Annotated in this window: 15 protein-coding genes; 1 reads left to right on the top strand and 14 read right to left on the bottom strand. The window is 67.7% G+C overall.

Annotated features, from left to right (window positions below; genetic code table 11):
• Nucleotides 1-56: 56 nt before the first annotated feature.
• The 4 genes from BN2156_RS14210 to BN2156_RS14225 form a co-directional block, all read right to left on the bottom strand.
• Complete coding sequence (locus BN2156_RS14210; protein WP_090514834.1) at nucleotides 57-1,493, bottom strand: hypothetical protein; 1,437 nt, start codon at nucleotides 1,491-1,493, stop codon at nucleotides 57-59.
• Nucleotides 1,494-1,496: 3 nt separating this feature from the next.
• Complete coding sequence (locus BN2156_RS14215; protein WP_090514837.1) at nucleotides 1,497-1,793, bottom strand: type VII secretion target; 297 nt, start codon at nucleotides 1,791-1,793, stop codon at nucleotides 1,497-1,499.
• Between the two features lie 69 nt (nucleotides 1,794-1,862).
• On the bottom strand, nucleotides 1,863-3,203 hold the full coding sequence (gene glmM, locus BN2156_RS14220; protein WP_090514840.1) for a phosphoglucosamine mutase: 1,341 nt from the start codon (nucleotides 3,201-3,203) through the stop codon (nucleotides 1,863-1,865).
• Between the two features lie 139 nt (nucleotides 3,204-3,342).
• The gene (locus BN2156_RS14225) at nucleotides 3,343-3,771 is read right to left on the bottom strand and encodes a hypothetical protein (protein ID WP_235625305.1); all 429 of its coding nucleotides are present in this window, start codon (nucleotides 3,769-3,771) and stop codon (nucleotides 3,343-3,345) included.
• Between the two features lie 290 nt (nucleotides 3,772-4,061).
• Here BN2156_RS14225 and BN2156_RS14230 point away from each other — a divergent pair, with 290 nt between their 5' ends.
• Complete coding sequence (locus BN2156_RS14230) at nucleotides 4,062-4,793, top strand: TetR/AcrR family transcriptional regulator (protein WP_090514843.1); 732 nt, start codon at nucleotides 4,062-4,064, stop codon at nucleotides 4,791-4,793.
• Here the strand turns inward: BN2156_RS14230 and BN2156_RS14235 are convergent.
• The 10 genes from BN2156_RS14235 to BN2156_RS14280 form a co-directional block, all read right to left on the bottom strand.
• Complete coding sequence (locus BN2156_RS14235; RefSeq protein WP_090514847.1) at nucleotides 4,778-6,316, bottom strand: GMC family oxidoreductase; 1,539 nt, start codon at nucleotides 6,314-6,316, stop codon at nucleotides 4,778-4,780. The genes BN2156_RS14230 and BN2156_RS14235 overlap by 16 nt on opposite strands.
• Before the next feature lie 180 nt (nucleotides 6,317-6,496).
• Nucleotides 6,497-6,973 (bottom strand): 30S ribosomal protein S9, encoded by a 477-nt coding sequence (gene rpsI / locus BN2156_RS14240; protein ID WP_235625306.1) that lies wholly within the window; start codon nucleotides 6,971-6,973, stop codon nucleotides 6,497-6,499.
• The gene (rplM, locus tag BN2156_RS14245; protein ID WP_090514850.1) at nucleotides 6,970-7,413 is read right to left on the bottom strand and encodes a 50S ribosomal protein L13; all 444 of its coding nucleotides are present in this window, start codon (nucleotides 7,411-7,413) and stop codon (nucleotides 6,970-6,972) included. The genes rpsI and rplM overlap by 4 nt, the downstream gene beginning before the upstream one ends.
• A gap of 227 nt (nucleotides 7,414-7,640) precedes the next feature.
• On the bottom strand, nucleotides 7,641-8,912 hold the full coding sequence (locus BN2156_RS14250; RefSeq protein WP_090514853.1) for an HAD family hydrolase: 1,272 nt from the start codon (nucleotides 8,910-8,912) through the stop codon (nucleotides 7,641-7,643).
• Nucleotides 8,913-8,939: 27 nt separating this feature from the next.
• Entirely contained in the window at nucleotides 8,940-9,713 is a 774-nt protein-coding gene (gene eutC / locus BN2156_RS14255) for an ethanolamine ammonia-lyase subunit EutC (RefSeq protein ID WP_090514855.1), read from the bottom strand.
• Nucleotides 9,710-11,125 carry an ethanolamine ammonia-lyase subunit EutB gene (locus tag BN2156_RS14260; RefSeq protein WP_090514858.1) on the bottom strand — a complete coding sequence of 472 codons (1,416 nt, stop codon included), beginning with the start codon at nucleotides 11,123-11,125 and terminating at the stop codon, nucleotides 9,710-9,712. Before BN2156_RS14260 ends, eutC begins: the two co-directional genes overlap by 4 nt.
• A complete protein-coding gene (gene eat / locus BN2156_RS14265; RefSeq protein ID WP_090514860.1) occupies nucleotides 11,122-12,537 on the bottom strand; it encodes an ethanolamine permease in 1,416 nt (471 codons plus the stop codon). Before eat ends, BN2156_RS14260 begins: the two co-directional genes overlap by 4 nt.
• 196 nt (nucleotides 12,538-12,733) lie before the next feature.
• Nucleotides 12,734-13,114 (bottom strand): glycerol dehydratase reactivase beta/small subunit family protein, encoded by a 381-nt coding sequence (locus tag BN2156_RS14270; RefSeq protein WP_235625307.1) that lies wholly within the window; start codon nucleotides 13,112-13,114, stop codon nucleotides 12,734-12,736.
• The gene (locus BN2156_RS14275) at nucleotides 13,107-14,963 is read right to left on the bottom strand and encodes a diol dehydratase reactivase subunit alpha (protein WP_090514865.1); all 1,857 of its coding nucleotides are present in this window, start codon (nucleotides 14,961-14,963) and stop codon (nucleotides 13,107-13,109) included. Before BN2156_RS14275 ends, BN2156_RS14270 begins: the two co-directional genes overlap by 8 nt.
• Nucleotides 14,963-15,559, bottom strand: a complete 597-nt coding sequence (locus tag BN2156_RS14280) for a propanediol/glycerol family dehydratase medium subunit (RefSeq protein ID WP_065457307.1) — start codon at nucleotides 15,557-15,559, stop codon at nucleotides 14,963-14,965. The genes BN2156_RS14275 and BN2156_RS14280 overlap by 1 nt, the downstream gene beginning before the upstream one ends.
• Nucleotide 15,560: the final 1 nt, after the last annotated feature.

Consider the following 15,560-nt stretch of genomic DNA (forward strand, 5'->3'; position numbering starts at 1 on the left):
GGGTCACTGGCGCCGAAAGTCCCACTGGCAGGGATCGCAATCCACTGCCAATCGATCTAGCCGCCGACCTGGGGCAGCTCGTCGGCGGCGATCTCACACGGTGTCTTCGCCGCAGGTGCTACCTCTGGCACGGCCGGGGGCACGACGGCGGGCTGTGCGGCCTGCGGCTCGGCGGGCGGTTCAACGGCGGTCGCTTCGGGCACCGGCGCAGCGACGGGATCCACCGCGGCCGTCTCGTCGTCAACGGCCACGTCGGTGGCCTCGTCGTCCTCGGGTGGCGCCTCGTCATCGGGTTCGACGTCTTCTTCGTCGTCCGGTTCGAGTTCTTCTTCGTCGTCCGACTCCCCGGCGCTGCCCGGTTCGTCGGCCTCGTCGGAGATCTCCGGTGCATCGAGCTGGCCGGAGTTCAACCCCGACGATCCGCTATCACTCGAGCCGATCAGGCCGCCGAACAAGTCGGCGAGTTGCCGGCCGAGACCGGACACCCCGGATCCCGCGCCGGACAACCCGGCCCCGGGCAGTCCGGCGCCGAGGGACGAACCCCAAGCCGAGGCCGGATCGGCTGCGGTGGTGCCGGCGGCCGGCGCAACGGCCGGGGTGGCCGGATCCAACGGCGGCGGCGCGAAAGTCGGTGCAGTAGAGGCAATCTGAGGCATCGATGGCGCCATGCCGACGGAACCCGCCGAAGGCATCGCCGGCGCCGGGCCGGAACCGACCGACGGTACGAACCCGGCAGGAGCCGTGCGGGCACTGCCCACCCAGGACTCCGCGGTAGCGCCGGCGCGCGGCGTCCAGGACGGCCCCAGGTCACCGGGAATCGCGAACACCGGAGGCGGGCCGTCGGCCAGGGCGGCGATCGCCGCGGCATAGGCGTCGGCCACTGCGGCGGTCGCCGCACGCATTGCCGGAACCCACTCGCCGCCGACGTCGGTGTCGACGAACGGTTTCACCCGCGCATCGATCAATTCACTGGCTGCGTCGCGATCTCCGAGACCGGCCCGCACTGTGCGCGCCGCGGCCAACCATTGCTCGCGCTGCGCCGCACATCGCGCCTCGATCCGTTCGGTCACGCCGACCTTGGTGTCGACGGCGCGCCACAGCTGATCACGCAATGCGGCCACGGTGTCGGCCGCTCGGCGCACGGCGACGACGGTCTGCTGCGCGGCGCTACCGTGGCGGAGCAGAAATTCACGCGCAGCCTGGGCACCGCGCCCCTGCCACGCCCCGTCGAGCACGGCCGGCTGATCGTCCTGCAACCGCAGCGCCTGCTCTGCCGTCCCGGCGGCCGCCGCCAGCGCGGTGCAGTCGGCGTCCAGCATCCGCAGGTCCAGGCCGTCCTCCGTGGCGTACCAGTCGTGCACCTGGCCGGCATGCGCGGTGAGGTCCGGATGCTGGTAGCCCAGCAGGCCACAGGCCCACACCAACTCGGCAATCGTCTCGACCGCGGACTGGCCCTGATCCAAACGTCCTGCGACATCACCGGTTTGGACCACGTCTCAGCCCACCCGGGCCGCCGCGCCGGCGTCTGCAACGACGTACCGGTCGGTGGTGCTCCGCAGCACCGCGGCCACCTCGCCCGCCGCGCGGGCCCATTGATGCAGGGATGCGATCCGCTCGTCGAGCGCGGTCCGCAGCGAGTCACCCGAAACCGCGTGCACCCGTCCGGCCGTCGCGCCGTCGAACCGCAGCCGCACCCGGACGCCGGACTCGATGATCTCGGCGGCGGCGCCGTACTGGCGCGCCACCTCAAGCAGCGCATCGGTATCGACTCGGGCGGCAGTTACATCTCCCATGCCCGGTTTAGACGCAGCCAACCCATATCGGGTTCCCTCGGGGTTGAATGTTCCTCGCGCGAGCGCTCGTCAGGCCGACTGGCCGCTGACCGATTCGGCCACCCGCACCGCGAGCAGGCGCGCCGTGTTCTCGTCGGCGGCCTCGACCATCACCCGGACCACCTGCTCGGTACCCGAGGGGCGCAACAGGATTCGGCCGGTATCGCCGAGTTCAGCCTCGGCCTGGGCCACCGCGGACTGCACGGACGGCGCCTTGGCCACGGCAGCCTTGTCGTCGACCTGGACGTTGATCAGCACCTGCGGCAAGGTGCGCATCGGTTCGGCAAGCGACGCCAACGTGGTGCGCGTCTGGGCCATCCGCGACATCAGCCGCAGGCCGGTGACGATGCCGTCACCGGTCGTGCCCAGGCCGGGCAACACGATGTGACCGGACTGCTCACCACCGAGCGAGAACTCGCCGGCCCGCAGTTCCTCCAGCACGTAGCGGTCCCCGACACTGGTGGTGCGGACGTCGATACCGGCCGCCCGCATGGCCAGGTGCAAGCCCAGATTGCTCATCACGGTGGCCACCAATGTGTTGGAGGCCAGTTCGCCGGCCGCCTGCATGGCCAGTGCCAGCACCACCATGATCGCGTCGCCGTCGATAACCCGGCCCGCGGCGTCCACCGCCAGGCACCGGTCGGCATCGCCGTCGTGGGCCAGCCCCAGATCGGCGCCGTGCTCGAGAACGGCGGCCTGCAGCACCTCCATGTGGGTGGATCCGCAGCCGTCGTTGATGTTGAGGCCGTTGGGTTCGGCGTTGATCGCGATGACATTGGCGCCCGCGGCCCGGTAGGCCCGCGGAGCGGCGGCCGATGCCGCACCGTGCGCACAGTCGACGACCACGGTCAGGCCGTCCAGCCGCGTGGTGACAGCCTTGGAGGCGTGCCGCAGGTAGCGGTCCAGTGCGTCCTCGGCGTCGAGCACCCGGCCGATACCGGCACCGGTGGGCCGGCCGCCGGGGCCCGCGTGCACGAGTTCTTCGATGCGGTCCTCGGCGTCGTCGTCGAGCTTGTGCCCGCCGGGACCGAAGATCTTGATGCCGTTGTCGGGCATCGGATTGTGCGACGCGGAGATCATCACCCCGAAATTCGCGTCATAAGCGCTGGTCAGATACGCCACCGCAGGTGTCGGCAGGACACCGACCCGCAACACGTCGACACCCTCGCTGGTGATACCGGCGATCACCGCGGCCTCCAGCATCTCGCCGCTGGCCCGCGGATCACGGCCCACCACGGCCACACGCCGGCCATGTCCCGCCGAGGTGCCGAGACGCCGTGCGGCCGCCGAACCGAGTGCTACTGCCAGTTCAGCAGTCAGATCGCGATTGGCGACCCCGCGCACCCCATCGGTGCCGAACAGTCGACCCATGCCCTTAAACTTCTCATAATTGGCCGCCGGAAACACAACCGACGAGGTCGGCAGCCATCTCGGGGCTGAATTGATGCGCCATCGTGATCACCGAATCCCCGCCCGCGGCTGATCCACGGACGGGGTCGGCGCGGAATCGCTAGCTGCCTTCGCTGTCAGACGAGGCGTGGTTTCCGCCAGGAACCTGCGGCGTCGTCGGCGCCACGCTGTGCGGCGTCGGAGCGGTCCCCTGAGCCGCATTGCCCGGACGCTCGGCGGTGCCGTTCTGGCTGAACGAGATCGTCCCGAGGTTGTTGGTGCAGACCACGTGATCGGTGCTGTTCGCGTCGACGCCCTGCACGGCGGTGGTCAGCGATGCGGTGTCGGTGTTCTCGCACACCCCGGCCGCGATCTGGGCAGCGGCGGCGTCGTCGACGTTCTCCAGAACCGAGACGTTGCCCAGGGTGAGATTCACCTTGCCGTCCCCGGCCGTGTCAGGCGCCGCGTTGGCGACGCCAAGGCCGACGGTAAACAGAAGCGAACCACCGAGCATCGCGCCCGCCGTCGCTGTCTTCACGAAGTTCCCCACAATTACTCCTTCCGGTGGGAAAGCGGCCCCGGTCCCCCGACGTCAAAAACGACGTTCACCGGCGGCAGGAAGGTCCTGCGGGCTCCACCCTGCGGACACAAAGCGGCCCCCTGCTCTCCGCGCACTTGGCTTCCACGTCTTTGCGAGGCTCAAACCTCGAATCCGCAGAAAATCGCCTCGCGGCGGTATCTGCCCAGCTGAGAGGTCAGAAAATCAGCTCGATCAACCGCCGGCTTCCCCGGCCGCGGCGGCGTAACGAGTGATCCGCTGATTTTGTTATCGTCGGAAACATGGTGACGGCACAGCAGCAGCGGCCCAGCAACGCCGACAATCTGCTGCGGGCGGCCGCCGAGCTCCTCGACTCAGGCGGCGTCGATGCGGTCTCCACGCGCGCCGTGGCCGCGGCCGCCGGCGTCCAGCCACCGGTCATCTATCGGCAGTTCGGCGACAAGGACGGTTTGCTCGACGCACTGACGCACTATCTGCTGCGCGACTACGTCGCGGCCAAGCGCCAGCTCATGGACGAGTCCTCCGAACCACTCGACCAGCTGCGCAAGATCTGGGACCTGCATCTGGAATTCGCTTTCCAGCATCCCGCCGCCTATCAGCTCGCGTACGCCCCGACGCGCCGGCCCGGTGCGCTGGGCGCCACCGCCAAGACCGAAACCGTCAACCTGCTCGCCGAGACCGTGGCCAAGCTGGGTGATGAGGGCAAGCTCGCCATGAGCGTCGACCGTGCCACTCGCTACATCTATTCCGCGGGCCTCGGCGTCACCCTGACCCTGCTGCAGCAGGCGCCGGACGATCGGGATCTTCGACTTTCGGAGATCGTTCGTGAGAATGCCTTCGCGGCGATCCTGCACAGCGCGTCGACACCGAACGATCACAGCACCGAGCTCCCCGCCCGTGCCGTGGCTCTTGCCGAGGCACTGCGGGGAGCCGGTGACGTCCCGCTCAGCTCAGCCGAGCGGGCGTTGCTGGAGGAATGGCTGAGCCGACTCGCCGATCAGACACCATCCTGAGCGCCTCGACCCCAGCCACGCGAAGCACCAGCGATCAAGTCGGATGCCCGCTCGGCCAGTCCGTACACGGTTGCCATCGGATTGTTCGACGGCAGTGACGGCATCACCGAAGCGTCCGCGATCCGAAGGTTGGCGATGCCGTGCACGCGGAGGTCGGCGTCGACGACTGACTGCGACGTATCACCCATCGCGCACGTACCGACCGGATGGAAGTAGGAGCTGGCGCTGGACCGGATGAACTGTCGTAGCGAATCCTCGTCCACCACGTCGGGACCAGGAGCCAATTCCTCGCCCCGCCAGGTCGACAACGCCGGCGCGCCCCCGATTTCGCGGGCGATCCTGAAGCCTTCGACCATGACCTTCCAGTCCCGTTCGTCGCTGAGGTAGTTCGGGTCCACCACCGGGGCATCGTCGGCGTGCGCTGTGGCCAGCCTGACGCTGCCGCGGCTGTACGGCTGCATCGCGGAGACGCCGATCAGATAGGTGTCGGGTAGGTCGAGCCCGGTGACGGCAGCTGTGTCCACGAGCAAGATCTGTAGATCCGGAGGGCCGTCGGTGGACGTCGTGCGGATCAGACCCATGGCTTCACCGTGGTTGTTCTGTGGTGTCGGAATTTGTTGTGCTGCACGGTATATGACGCCGGTGAGCGGATGATCCTGCAGATTGGACCCCACTCCGGGCAGATCGTGGACGACGTCGACACCGACCTCCCGCAGGTGTGCGCGTGGTCCCACCCCGGACAGCATCAGCAGTTGGGCCGACCCGATCGCCCCGGCCGCCAGCACCACCTCGGCGGCGAAACGCTCCGTGACTGTGCTGTCTGACGCTCCGCGGAACTGCACACCGACGCAGCGTCCGGCAGTGATCAGCAACCGGTGCACGGCGGCGCCGGAGACCAGTTCGAGATTGGGGCGCCTCAGCGCAGGCTGCAGGTAGGCGTCTGCCGCACTCTGTCGTCGTCCGCCGTCGATCGTCAGATCCGCTGCACCAAAACCGATTTCGTCACCGCTGCTGACGTCGCGCACGAGAGGGTACCCACACTGTTCGGCAGCTGACAAAGCCGCGGCCAGCACAGCGTTGGGCGGGTCTGCCTTTGCGACCCGCAGGGGACCGTCGACCCCGCGCAAGACCGGATCTCCGGTGCGCGCCGTTTCACTGCGTTTGAAGTAGGGCAGCAGATCGTCGAACTGCCAACCGACGGGCCAGTCCGCGTAGCTCTCGCGGTGCCCGCGGGCGAACATCATGGCATTGATCGACGACGAGCCGCCGAGGCCGCGGCCACGAGCCACATGGATGGCCGTCCCGGTGCCCGCCTGCACTGACGTGAGCCCGCCGGCATCCGATGGACCGCCCACCAGAGTCTGCCATTGCGGCGGGATCGCACTCGCCGGTTCCGCGACAGAGCCGCCCGCCTCGATCAACAACACCCGGACCTCGGGATCCTGGCTGAGCCTCGAAGCCAGGACCGAACCGGCAGTGCCCGCTCCGACGATGATGACGTCGTAGTCGCGCCGCTGTGCCATTCTTGCCTCCAGTGATATCGCCGTTATCGATCGCCACGATACCACCGATAATATCGATGGAATCGTCGTAGCGATATCACTGGAAACAACCGGCCGTGACAGCGAGCGGACACAAAAACAAACCCGCCGGGTGTGTACGTGACACACCCGGCGGGTTCGTTCGGCCAGAAAGGCGACAGATCAGCGCTTGCTGTACTGAGGCGCCTTGCGGGCCTTCTTGAGGCCGTACTTCTTGCGCTCGATGGCACGCGGGTCACGCGTCAGGAAGCCGGCGCGCTTGAGGGCGGGCCGGTCCTCCGGCTGCACCAGGATCAGCGCACGGGCGATGGCCAGGCGCAGGGCACCGGCCTGACCCGAGGGGCCGCCACCATCGAGGTGGGCGTAGATGTCGAACTGCTCGAGGCGGTCGACGGTCACCAGCGGGGCCTTGATCAGCTGCTGGTGCACCTTGTTCGGGAAGTAGTTCTCCAGGGTGCGGCCGTCCAGGTTGAACTGGCCGGTGCCGGGGACCAGGCGAACCCGCACCACGGCCTCCTTGCGGCGGCCGACGGTCTGGATGGGACGGTCGATGATGACCGGCTCGCGGTGCTCCTGCTCCACCTCGACGCTTTCGGTCACGGCTTCGACGACGTCGCCGTTCTCAATCGTTTCGGTCATTGGGCCACCTGCTTGATCTCGTACGGAACCGGCTGCTGCGCGGCGTGCGGATGATCCGGGCCGGCGTAGACCTTGAGCTTCTTCTGGATCTGCCGACCGAGCTTGGTGTGGGGCAGCATGCCGATGATCGCGTTCTCGACGACGCGGGTCGGGTGCTTCTCCAGCAGCTCGCCGATGGTGCGCTTGCGCAGACCGCCCGGGTAACCCGAGTGGCTGTAAGCGAACTTGTTGGTGAGCTTGTTGCCGCTGACGGCAATCTTGTCGGCATTGATGACGATGACGAAGTCGCCACCGTCGACATTCGGCGTGAACGTCGGCTTGTGCTTGCCGCGCAGCAGATTGGCAGCTGCAGCGGCGAGCCGGCCGAGCACCACGTCCTGGGCGTCGATGACGTACCACTGACGCGTGGTGTCACCCGCCTTCGGCGTGTACGTAGGCACAGCGCTTACCTCTTCTATCTCGGGTTAGGTGCCGGTCAGGTGAGTGCGCTACGACGCCCCGGCGACCGACGTTGACCCGGGACCCGCTCGCCCATGAGGGCAGCACACACCAACGGAGCAGCTTACCGGTGGGTGTCCTCGCAGGTCAAAACGCGGCTTGCGCGGTCGAGCGTTGGCTTGTGTGCGAGTTCTTCGAGAAATCTCGCACACAAGCCAACACTCGGCGCTCAGAACACCGAGTCCTGCTGGTCGGGCACGACGCTACCGTCGGGCCGGTGCAGCGGGGCTTCCTTACCGCTGGGCTCGATGTAGCCCTCCGTCGCGCATTCGTAGGGGTCACCCTGCTTCTTCTTCGGCTCGATGAACATCGGATTCACCAGCCAGCGGCCATCGGAGTTGTCGTAGGCCGAACACATCAGCTCGGTCTTGTTGCGGTTGATCACCAGGCGCAGAGCGGTGGCATCGGTGAGGAAGGTGACGTCGGTGTCGGAGTCTCCTGCGCCGAAGGCAGCGCGCTTCGGCTCGGCCTGCTGCTCGAAGGCGGCGGGCCCCGTGACGCCGAAGACCTCCTCGTTGACCCGGCACCGCTTGCCCTCGATGTAGGGGATGGCGGTCTCACCACCGCAGGGCACAAGCTTCGAAGTGAGCACCCTACCGTCCAGTTCGGTCCGCACGCCCATCACCTTGTCCGGCGTGAATCCGAGATCGGCCGCCCATACCCGCACCACCGGCTCCGGCGATGCCGAGATCACCCGCACGTCGAAACCGTTGGCGCGCAACGTTTCCACCAGATCCCGCATCTGCGGGTAGTAGCGCACCCAGCCGGTCTCCTCGCCACTGCCCACCTTTTGCTCGGCGCCCTCGGGGGCCTGGATATTCTCCTGACGAGCGGCCTCGGCGAACTCGGTCAGCTCGGATTCCGTCCAGCCGGCCAGCATCTGCGCGTTCCATGCGTAGGCCGGTTCGACCCGGCGGGCGTTGAACCCGGCGAACGCCGGCTCGTCCGTGCGCGTCTCGGCATCGGTGTAGACCGACAGCAGCTCATCAGCGCAGCCCAGGTCGGTGTCGGTCGGCATCGGCTGGCCCGGTTTGGCCGCGGCACACGCCTTGGTCAGGGCCGCAACTGCCTGTGGGGTGAGGTACGGGCTGGTGCCCGACCAGTCGCCGTTCGCGGGGGCCCGCACCTTGCCATTGCGCACCATCCAGAAGAACGTCGCATCGCCGATGTCGTTCTTCACCAGGGTGTTGTCCCAGTCGAAGAGTGCGACGGGTGCGCCGTCGGCCACCGAGCCCGTGGCCCCGCAGTTCCCCACTTCCGCGAGCATCGCATCGATCCGGTCCCGGTTGTCGCCGTACCAACCGGGGTTGTCGGCGAGCGTGCGACACCCGGCGGTGGATGTCTGCGCCGACTCCGACTCGGTGCCCGAACCGCAACCGGCGAGGACCGACACCGCGGTGGCCGCGGCGACAAGGAGGGACAGCGGTGCGCGTGAGGTCATCGAGGGATTCCTGTCAGGTGAGTTCGACTAGGTCAGTTCGGCCAGGCCCGGGGTGCCGAGCGCCGAGGTGCGTGAGGTGTCCTTCAGGTCGACGCCGGAGCGCCCGAGTGCCAGCGCGCCGTCGACCAGGCCGGCGGCCACCCGCGCGGCTTCGGCGTATCCCAGGCCGTCGGGCGGATGAATGTTGGAGATGCAGTTGCGGTCGGCGTCGGTGCGGCCGGGCATCGGTAGGTGGGTGAGATAGATGCCGAGGCTGTCGGCGACGCTCAGACCGGGCCGCTCCCCGATGACGACGAGCACCGTGCGCATGTGCGCCTGGGCTGCGACGTGGTCGCCGAGCGCGACGCGGGCCTGGGTCGCGATCACCGGCGGTGCCAGGGTGTAGCGGTCCTGTAGTTGAGCCACCAATGCCGACAGCAGCGTCGCGCCGTGCCGGTCCAGAGCAGTCGGGGACAACCCGTCGGCCAGCACGAAGCCGATGTCGGCCGGGGTGTCGGGCACCGCCATACCCTCGGCGGGTTCGCGTCCCAGATCGGGCCGGCGCAGATACTCGTCGCGGGACGTGGCGCGGCTGGTCACCACCGTCGGCTCACCGATACCCACGGCGCGGACCTCGTCGGCGAGTTTGTCGACGTTCAAGGGCACGTGCACGGCGTCGCGGGCCGCGGCGTGGGCCGCGGCCAGCTCGAGCACCCGGCGGGTGGGCAGGGCGTTGCCGGCCCGCCCCAGCCCGATCCTGGCCTGCGTCGTCTTGCGCAGCTCATCCCAGAACTCTTGAACCGCAATCTCATTCGGGCTCATGACGTCTCCGCCGAAGTCAGCGACCGCAGCACCGAGCGCTCCAGGTCGAACGGGGTCAGCTTGCCGGAGTCATCCACCATGCCGACGCTGCGCAGCCAGGCCTCGAACTCGGCGGCCGGCCGCAGCCCCAGGGTGCGCCGCGTGGTGAGCACGTCGTGGAACGACAGACTCTGGTAACCGAGCATCACGTCGTCGGCGCCCGGCACGGTGATGACGAACGCCACTCCCGCCGCGGCCAGCAACGTCAGCAGGTTGTCCATGTCGTTCTGGTCGGCCTCGGCGTGATTGGTGTAGCAGACATCCACACCCATCGGCAGGCCGAGCAGCTTGCCGCAGAAGTGGTCTTCCAGCCCGGCTCGGATGATCTGCCTGCCGTCGTAGAGATACTCCGGCCCGATGAACCCGACGACGGTGTTGACCAGCAGCGGCTCCAGATCACGGGCCACCGCGTAGGCGCGGGTCTCCAGGGTCTGCTGATCAACCGGTTTGCCGCCGACCCCGAGGTGCGCCCCCGAGCTGAGCACCGAGCCCTGTCCGGTCTCCAGGTACATGACGTTGTTGCCGACGGTGCCGCGGTTCAGGCTGCGTGCCGCCTCGTTCCCCTCCCGCAGCAACTGCAGGTTCACGCCGAACGCCGAGTTGGCGCCCTCGGTGCCCGCCACGGACTGGAACATCAGGTCCACTGGCGCCCCGGCCTCGACCAGCCCGATCGTCGTGGTGACGTGGGACAACACGCAGGACTGGGCGGGGATGTCGTAACGGGTGCGGATCGAATCGAGCAGGTACAGCAGGTCCGCGGTGGCCTGTGGCGAGTCGGTGGCCGGGTTGATCCCGATCACCGCGTCACCGCAGCCCAGCAGCAGCCCGTCGAGCACCGCCGCGGCGATCCCGCGGGGGTCGTCGGTGGGATGGTTGGGCTGCAGCCGGGTGGCCAGCGTCCCGCGGGCGCCGACGGTGGTGCGGAATGCCGCGGTCACCTCGGCCGCGGCCGACACCGCGATCAAATCCTGGTTGCGCATGATCTTGCTGACCGCCGCCACCATCTCCGGGGTCAGCCCGGGCGCGACGGCGGCCAGCCGTTCGGCGCTGTGATCATGCGCGGCGGTGTCCATCAGCCAGTCCCGCAGCCCGCCGACGGTCAGGTGCGAGATCTCCGAAAAGGCTTGGCGATCATGGCTGTCCATGATCAACCGGGTCACCTCGTCGGTGTCGTAGGGCACCAGCTCCTCGTTGAGGAAGATGTCCAGCGGCAGGTCCGCGAGCACCCAGGCGGCCGCGGCGCGTTCACCGTCGTGCTCGGCCGCGCAGCCGGCGAGCTGATCGCCGGAGCGCAACGGGGTGGCCTTGGCCATCACCTCGACCAGACCGTCGAAGCTGTAGGTCACCCCCGAAACCTGCTGGTGGTACTTCATTTCAGGGCACTCTCCGCTTCCGCGAGCATCGCGAACTCCTCGTCGGGCGAGTTGGCCACCAGGCGGTGGCGACTGTAGACCGCGAAGTAGAGCATGAACGCGCAGAACACGGCCAGGCACAGGCCTGCGGCCACCGGGCTGACCACGAAGGTTGCGATGAGCGCCACGATCGCGATGACCAGGGCGAAGCCGGTGGTGACGATTCCGCCCGGCGTGCGGTACGGCCGGTTCATCTCCGGCTCGCGGACCCGCAGCACGATGTGGCTGATCATCATCAGCACGTAGCTCAGCGCCGCACCGAAGACCGCCATGTTCAGGATCAGATCACCGTGGCCGGTCAGCGACAACAGGAAGCCGATGATGCCCGGGACGATCAGCGCGAGCGTGGGCGCCTTGCGCTTGTTGGTCACCGACAGCGAGGTGGGCAGGTAACCGGCCCGCGACAGCGCGAAGGTCTGCCGCGAGTAGGCATAGATGATCGAGAAGAAGCTCGCGATCAGCCCGAACAGTCCGATGTAGTTGACGGCCTTGGCGGCGAACCCGGTGCCGCCGAGGGCCTGCACCAGTGGATCGTCCACGGTCGACATCGCATCGGCGCCGCCTGCGCCGGCCGTCAGGAACAGCACCGTCACGCAGGTGATGATCAGCACCGTCATCGCGGCGATGATGCCGCGCGGCACGTTGCGCTCCGGGTTGGCCGTCTCCTCGGCAGCCAGCGGGACGCCCTCGACCGCCAGGAAGAACCAGATGGCGAACGGGATCGCCGCCCAGATGCCCAGGTAACCGTGCGGCAGGAAGCTCGACGCGCCGGCCGCGGCCGCGTCGGGAGCGATGTCGGTCAGGTTGGCGACATCGAAGTGGCCGATGGCGCTCACGGCGAAGATCACCAGGCCCAGCAGCGCGATCGCGGTGATGACGAACATCAGCCGCAGCGCTTCACCGACGCCGGCGAGGTGGATTCCGATGAAGATGACGAAAGCCGCCAGGTACACCCACCAGCCCTTGTGAATGCCGAACAGGCCGAGCGATTCGACGTAGCCGCCGATGAATGTGGCGATCGCCGCCGGTGCGATCGAGTACTCGATGAGGATCGCGGTGCCGGTGGCGAAGCCGCCCCACGGGCCGAGCGCGCGACGCGCGAAGGTGTAGCCGCCGCCGGCCGCGGGCAGCGCCGAGGACAGCTCGGCCAGGCCCAGGACCATGCAGAAGTACATGGCGGCGATGACCACCACAGCGATCAGCAGGCCGCCGAAGCCGCCCTGCTCAAGGCCGAAGTTCCAGCCCGAGAAATCACCCGAGACCACATAGCTGACGCCGAGGCCGGCCAGTAGCAGCCACCCAGCGCTTCCGGATTTGAGCTGACGTTTGTTCAGATAGTCAGCGCTCTCCAGGTGTTCTTCCACACCCGCCATGTCAACTCCTTCAGTTACGACGGTTTCGTCTGTCTCGTATGTGATGCCGTCAGCTGATGACGGTCTTGCGGGCGGTGGCCCAACCATTAACCCGGCAACACCGCCGGGTCGGCGCTCGATCTCCGACGAGGTGACCTTCCAAAGGTATGAAACTCAACCTTTAATCGAAGATTATTGCCCGACTACGCGGCGGTGTCTACCCCAACGGCCAATTTGGTTGCCAATCGTCGGGTTTGAGCGGCACACCGGCCACGATGCGGGCCGCGTTGTGGCCCAGCCTACGGACAGCGGCATGACCGGCGCCGCCACCAGAAGACAACTCGGGCAACGGATCTGACAATTTCGCGTGCTGCACGCACACCTCACCCCGCGTGCCCACACCCACCCCGACATGCAGCGGCGACCTGAGCGCCGCGCGGCGCGCCAGTTCCGCGGCCGGCACCTGCGCGTCACCCGGAACCAGCAGATACGGGACACCTTCTTCCTCGATGCCCGCCAGCACATTCCGTTCGACCTCACGGCTGCCCGCACTCAACACCACGATCGCGGGACGATCGGGCTGACCAACGCTATGCACTGATACCCGCTCCGACCAGCCGTGCATGAGACGCCACCAGACCTGTGGCCACCGCATTCCGCGGGCCTTCTGAACCACGCACATTGCCTGTGCCGCAGACAATTCCGAATGGAGCAAGGGCATCGGCGATGAGCTCGGGGATCTCGAAGTCCAGCGCGCACCCGCCGAGCAGCACCACGAACCCGATCCGACGCAGATCGCCGCCGGGCGCGACAGCGCGCAACGCGCGCAGCGCGTTGACGACGAATACCCGCTCCTTCGCCCCGCGGCGCACCAACCTGATCCGCTCCATGGAATGCCGGGTGGGGATCGCATTCATGCCGTACTCGGCCAGTGTGACCACCCGCGCGAACGACGCCGCGGGCAATGGCTTTTCGAAGAACATCACGTTGCCGTTCTCCAACCGGACGTGAAAGAAGCTCTCCGCCTTGCCCAATGGTGATCGTTTGATGTCCTCGGCCAGCTCCAGGTTGTCCAGGCCGAGCTCGGCGTCGATCAGCTTGGTGACCAGATCCCCCGCGCCGGCCAGGTGTACGGCCTCGATGTCGGCGTCCTCGATCAATGCGGCATCCGTCGACCCGCCGCCGAGATCGAGCACGACGAGCGGCTTGTCGGTTCCGGGCGTGGTCAACGCGCCCTGCGCCGCCATCTCGGCCTCGACACCGCCGACCATCACCTCGACAGATCGGGCGCCGGCAGCCTGCAATCGCGCGCGCACCTCATCGGCCACCGCACGCATACCACTTTCTCGAGTCCGGACCATGGCAGCCAGCGCGACCGCATTCTCCAGTGCCACCTCACCGGCCACCCCGCCACGAACCTCTTGCGGCACAAAGGTATCCACGGCCAGTAGATCTTGTATCCGCACGTCTTCCGGTGCGTGACCGGAGAGTTCGGCCATGCTGTGCCGGACGTTGGCGATCATGCCTCCGGTGTTGGTGCCGGACTCCCCGGCCACATCCGCCAGTGGAGCGACCCGCTCGACCGCGCTCATGATCTCCGGCGCGCCGCGGGATACGTCGACCGTCGCGCGTTTGTGCGCGCCGGACAACGCAAGTGATCCGGCCGGGATACTGCGATCCGCGACATCGCCTGCGGGGGTGCGTACCACCACCGCCGAGCGGTTGCCGGTCAGTGCCCGGGCCACGGGTGAGATCACCTTCGTGGCCGCCGCGTCCAGGTCGAAGATCGTCGCCAGCCCATAGGCATTGGACAAGGTCCGGATCGAGTTGCCGGGCGCGGCCACCTCGACCGCGGCCAGCATGCCCAGCGGCACCGCATCGATGCGCGATACCTCGTCGATCACCGGAATCACGGTGTCGAGCCGGTTGGCCACCAGCACGGCGTCGTCGTTACCCAGGATCGCCCCGCGCACAACAAGTCCCTGTGCGGCCGCAGCATTGATCGTGCGGGCCGCGTCCTCGAAGTCCACCTCCCGGGGGACCACAACGATCACTTCGGTGCCAGAAGGAGATTCGGTGAGGGCGTCGAACGCGACGGTGACGCCCACCCCGAGACCGCGACCACCGGGGGTGCGCGGGTCATGACCGATCATCGTCGACTCGGTGATGATGGTTTCGGTGATGGTTTCCATCGCCATGCCGCTGATCACCGGGGTCGCCTCGTTCAGCAACACGATGTCCAGCTCGGCCAGACCCATCGCGCTCGCCTCCAGCGCACGAACCACCGCCTGGGCCACCCCGTCGACATTCCGTGGGGTGCCCTTGATGCCCGTCGTCGGGGTCAGCGCGGCGCCGCGGAACCGGATGGAGCCGTCAGTCGCGACGACCGCGGCGCTGGCCTCGGTCGTCGAGTTGCCGATGTCGACACCGACAACAGTCAGAGCCATCAGGTACCCAGTGCCTCAGGGGTCAGCTCGGCGAACTCCGGCGTCACCTCTACCGGGCGGGTCTGCTTGCGGATCTGCTCGGTCTCCTTCAGATGCAGCAGCGCTGCCTTGGCCTGCCAGCGGGGCCGGGCCATCTGGTCGTTGAGCGTCGGAACCGGTTCTGGTGACTCGCCTTTGGCGTACTGGGCGGCGTTCGAGCCGATGCGGCGATAGGTCTCCAACGTCATCAGCGGGCTCTGCGGGAACAGCTCGAGGCTGGACAACCGCGGGAGGTCACGCTGATGGATCATCGACGTGCCGCGAGACAGGATGCCGATACCGATACCCGACCCGCTCAGTCTGGCCGCCGCATGCGCGACCACCGCGAGGTCGCTGCTGTGCCGCACCCGGATGCATCGCGCGGCCACCTCCTGCTCCTCGATGCCTGCCAGGATCTGGCGGATCACCTCGGCATGGGACAGGCCGATGATGGTCTGACTGAAGAAGTCGGCGAACGCCGGCGAAATCGCCAGCACCACTTCATCGGAGCGCTTTCCCGGTTCGGCCGGCTGCTCGCCGGTGAACGTCAGGGTGCGCTGCCCGGTCACTGCCGACATG

Source organism: Mycolicibacterium neworleansense, from assembly GCF_001245615.1.
Lineage (GTDB): Bacteria > Actinomycetota > Actinomycetes > Mycobacteriales > Mycobacteriaceae > Mycobacterium > Mycobacterium neworleansense.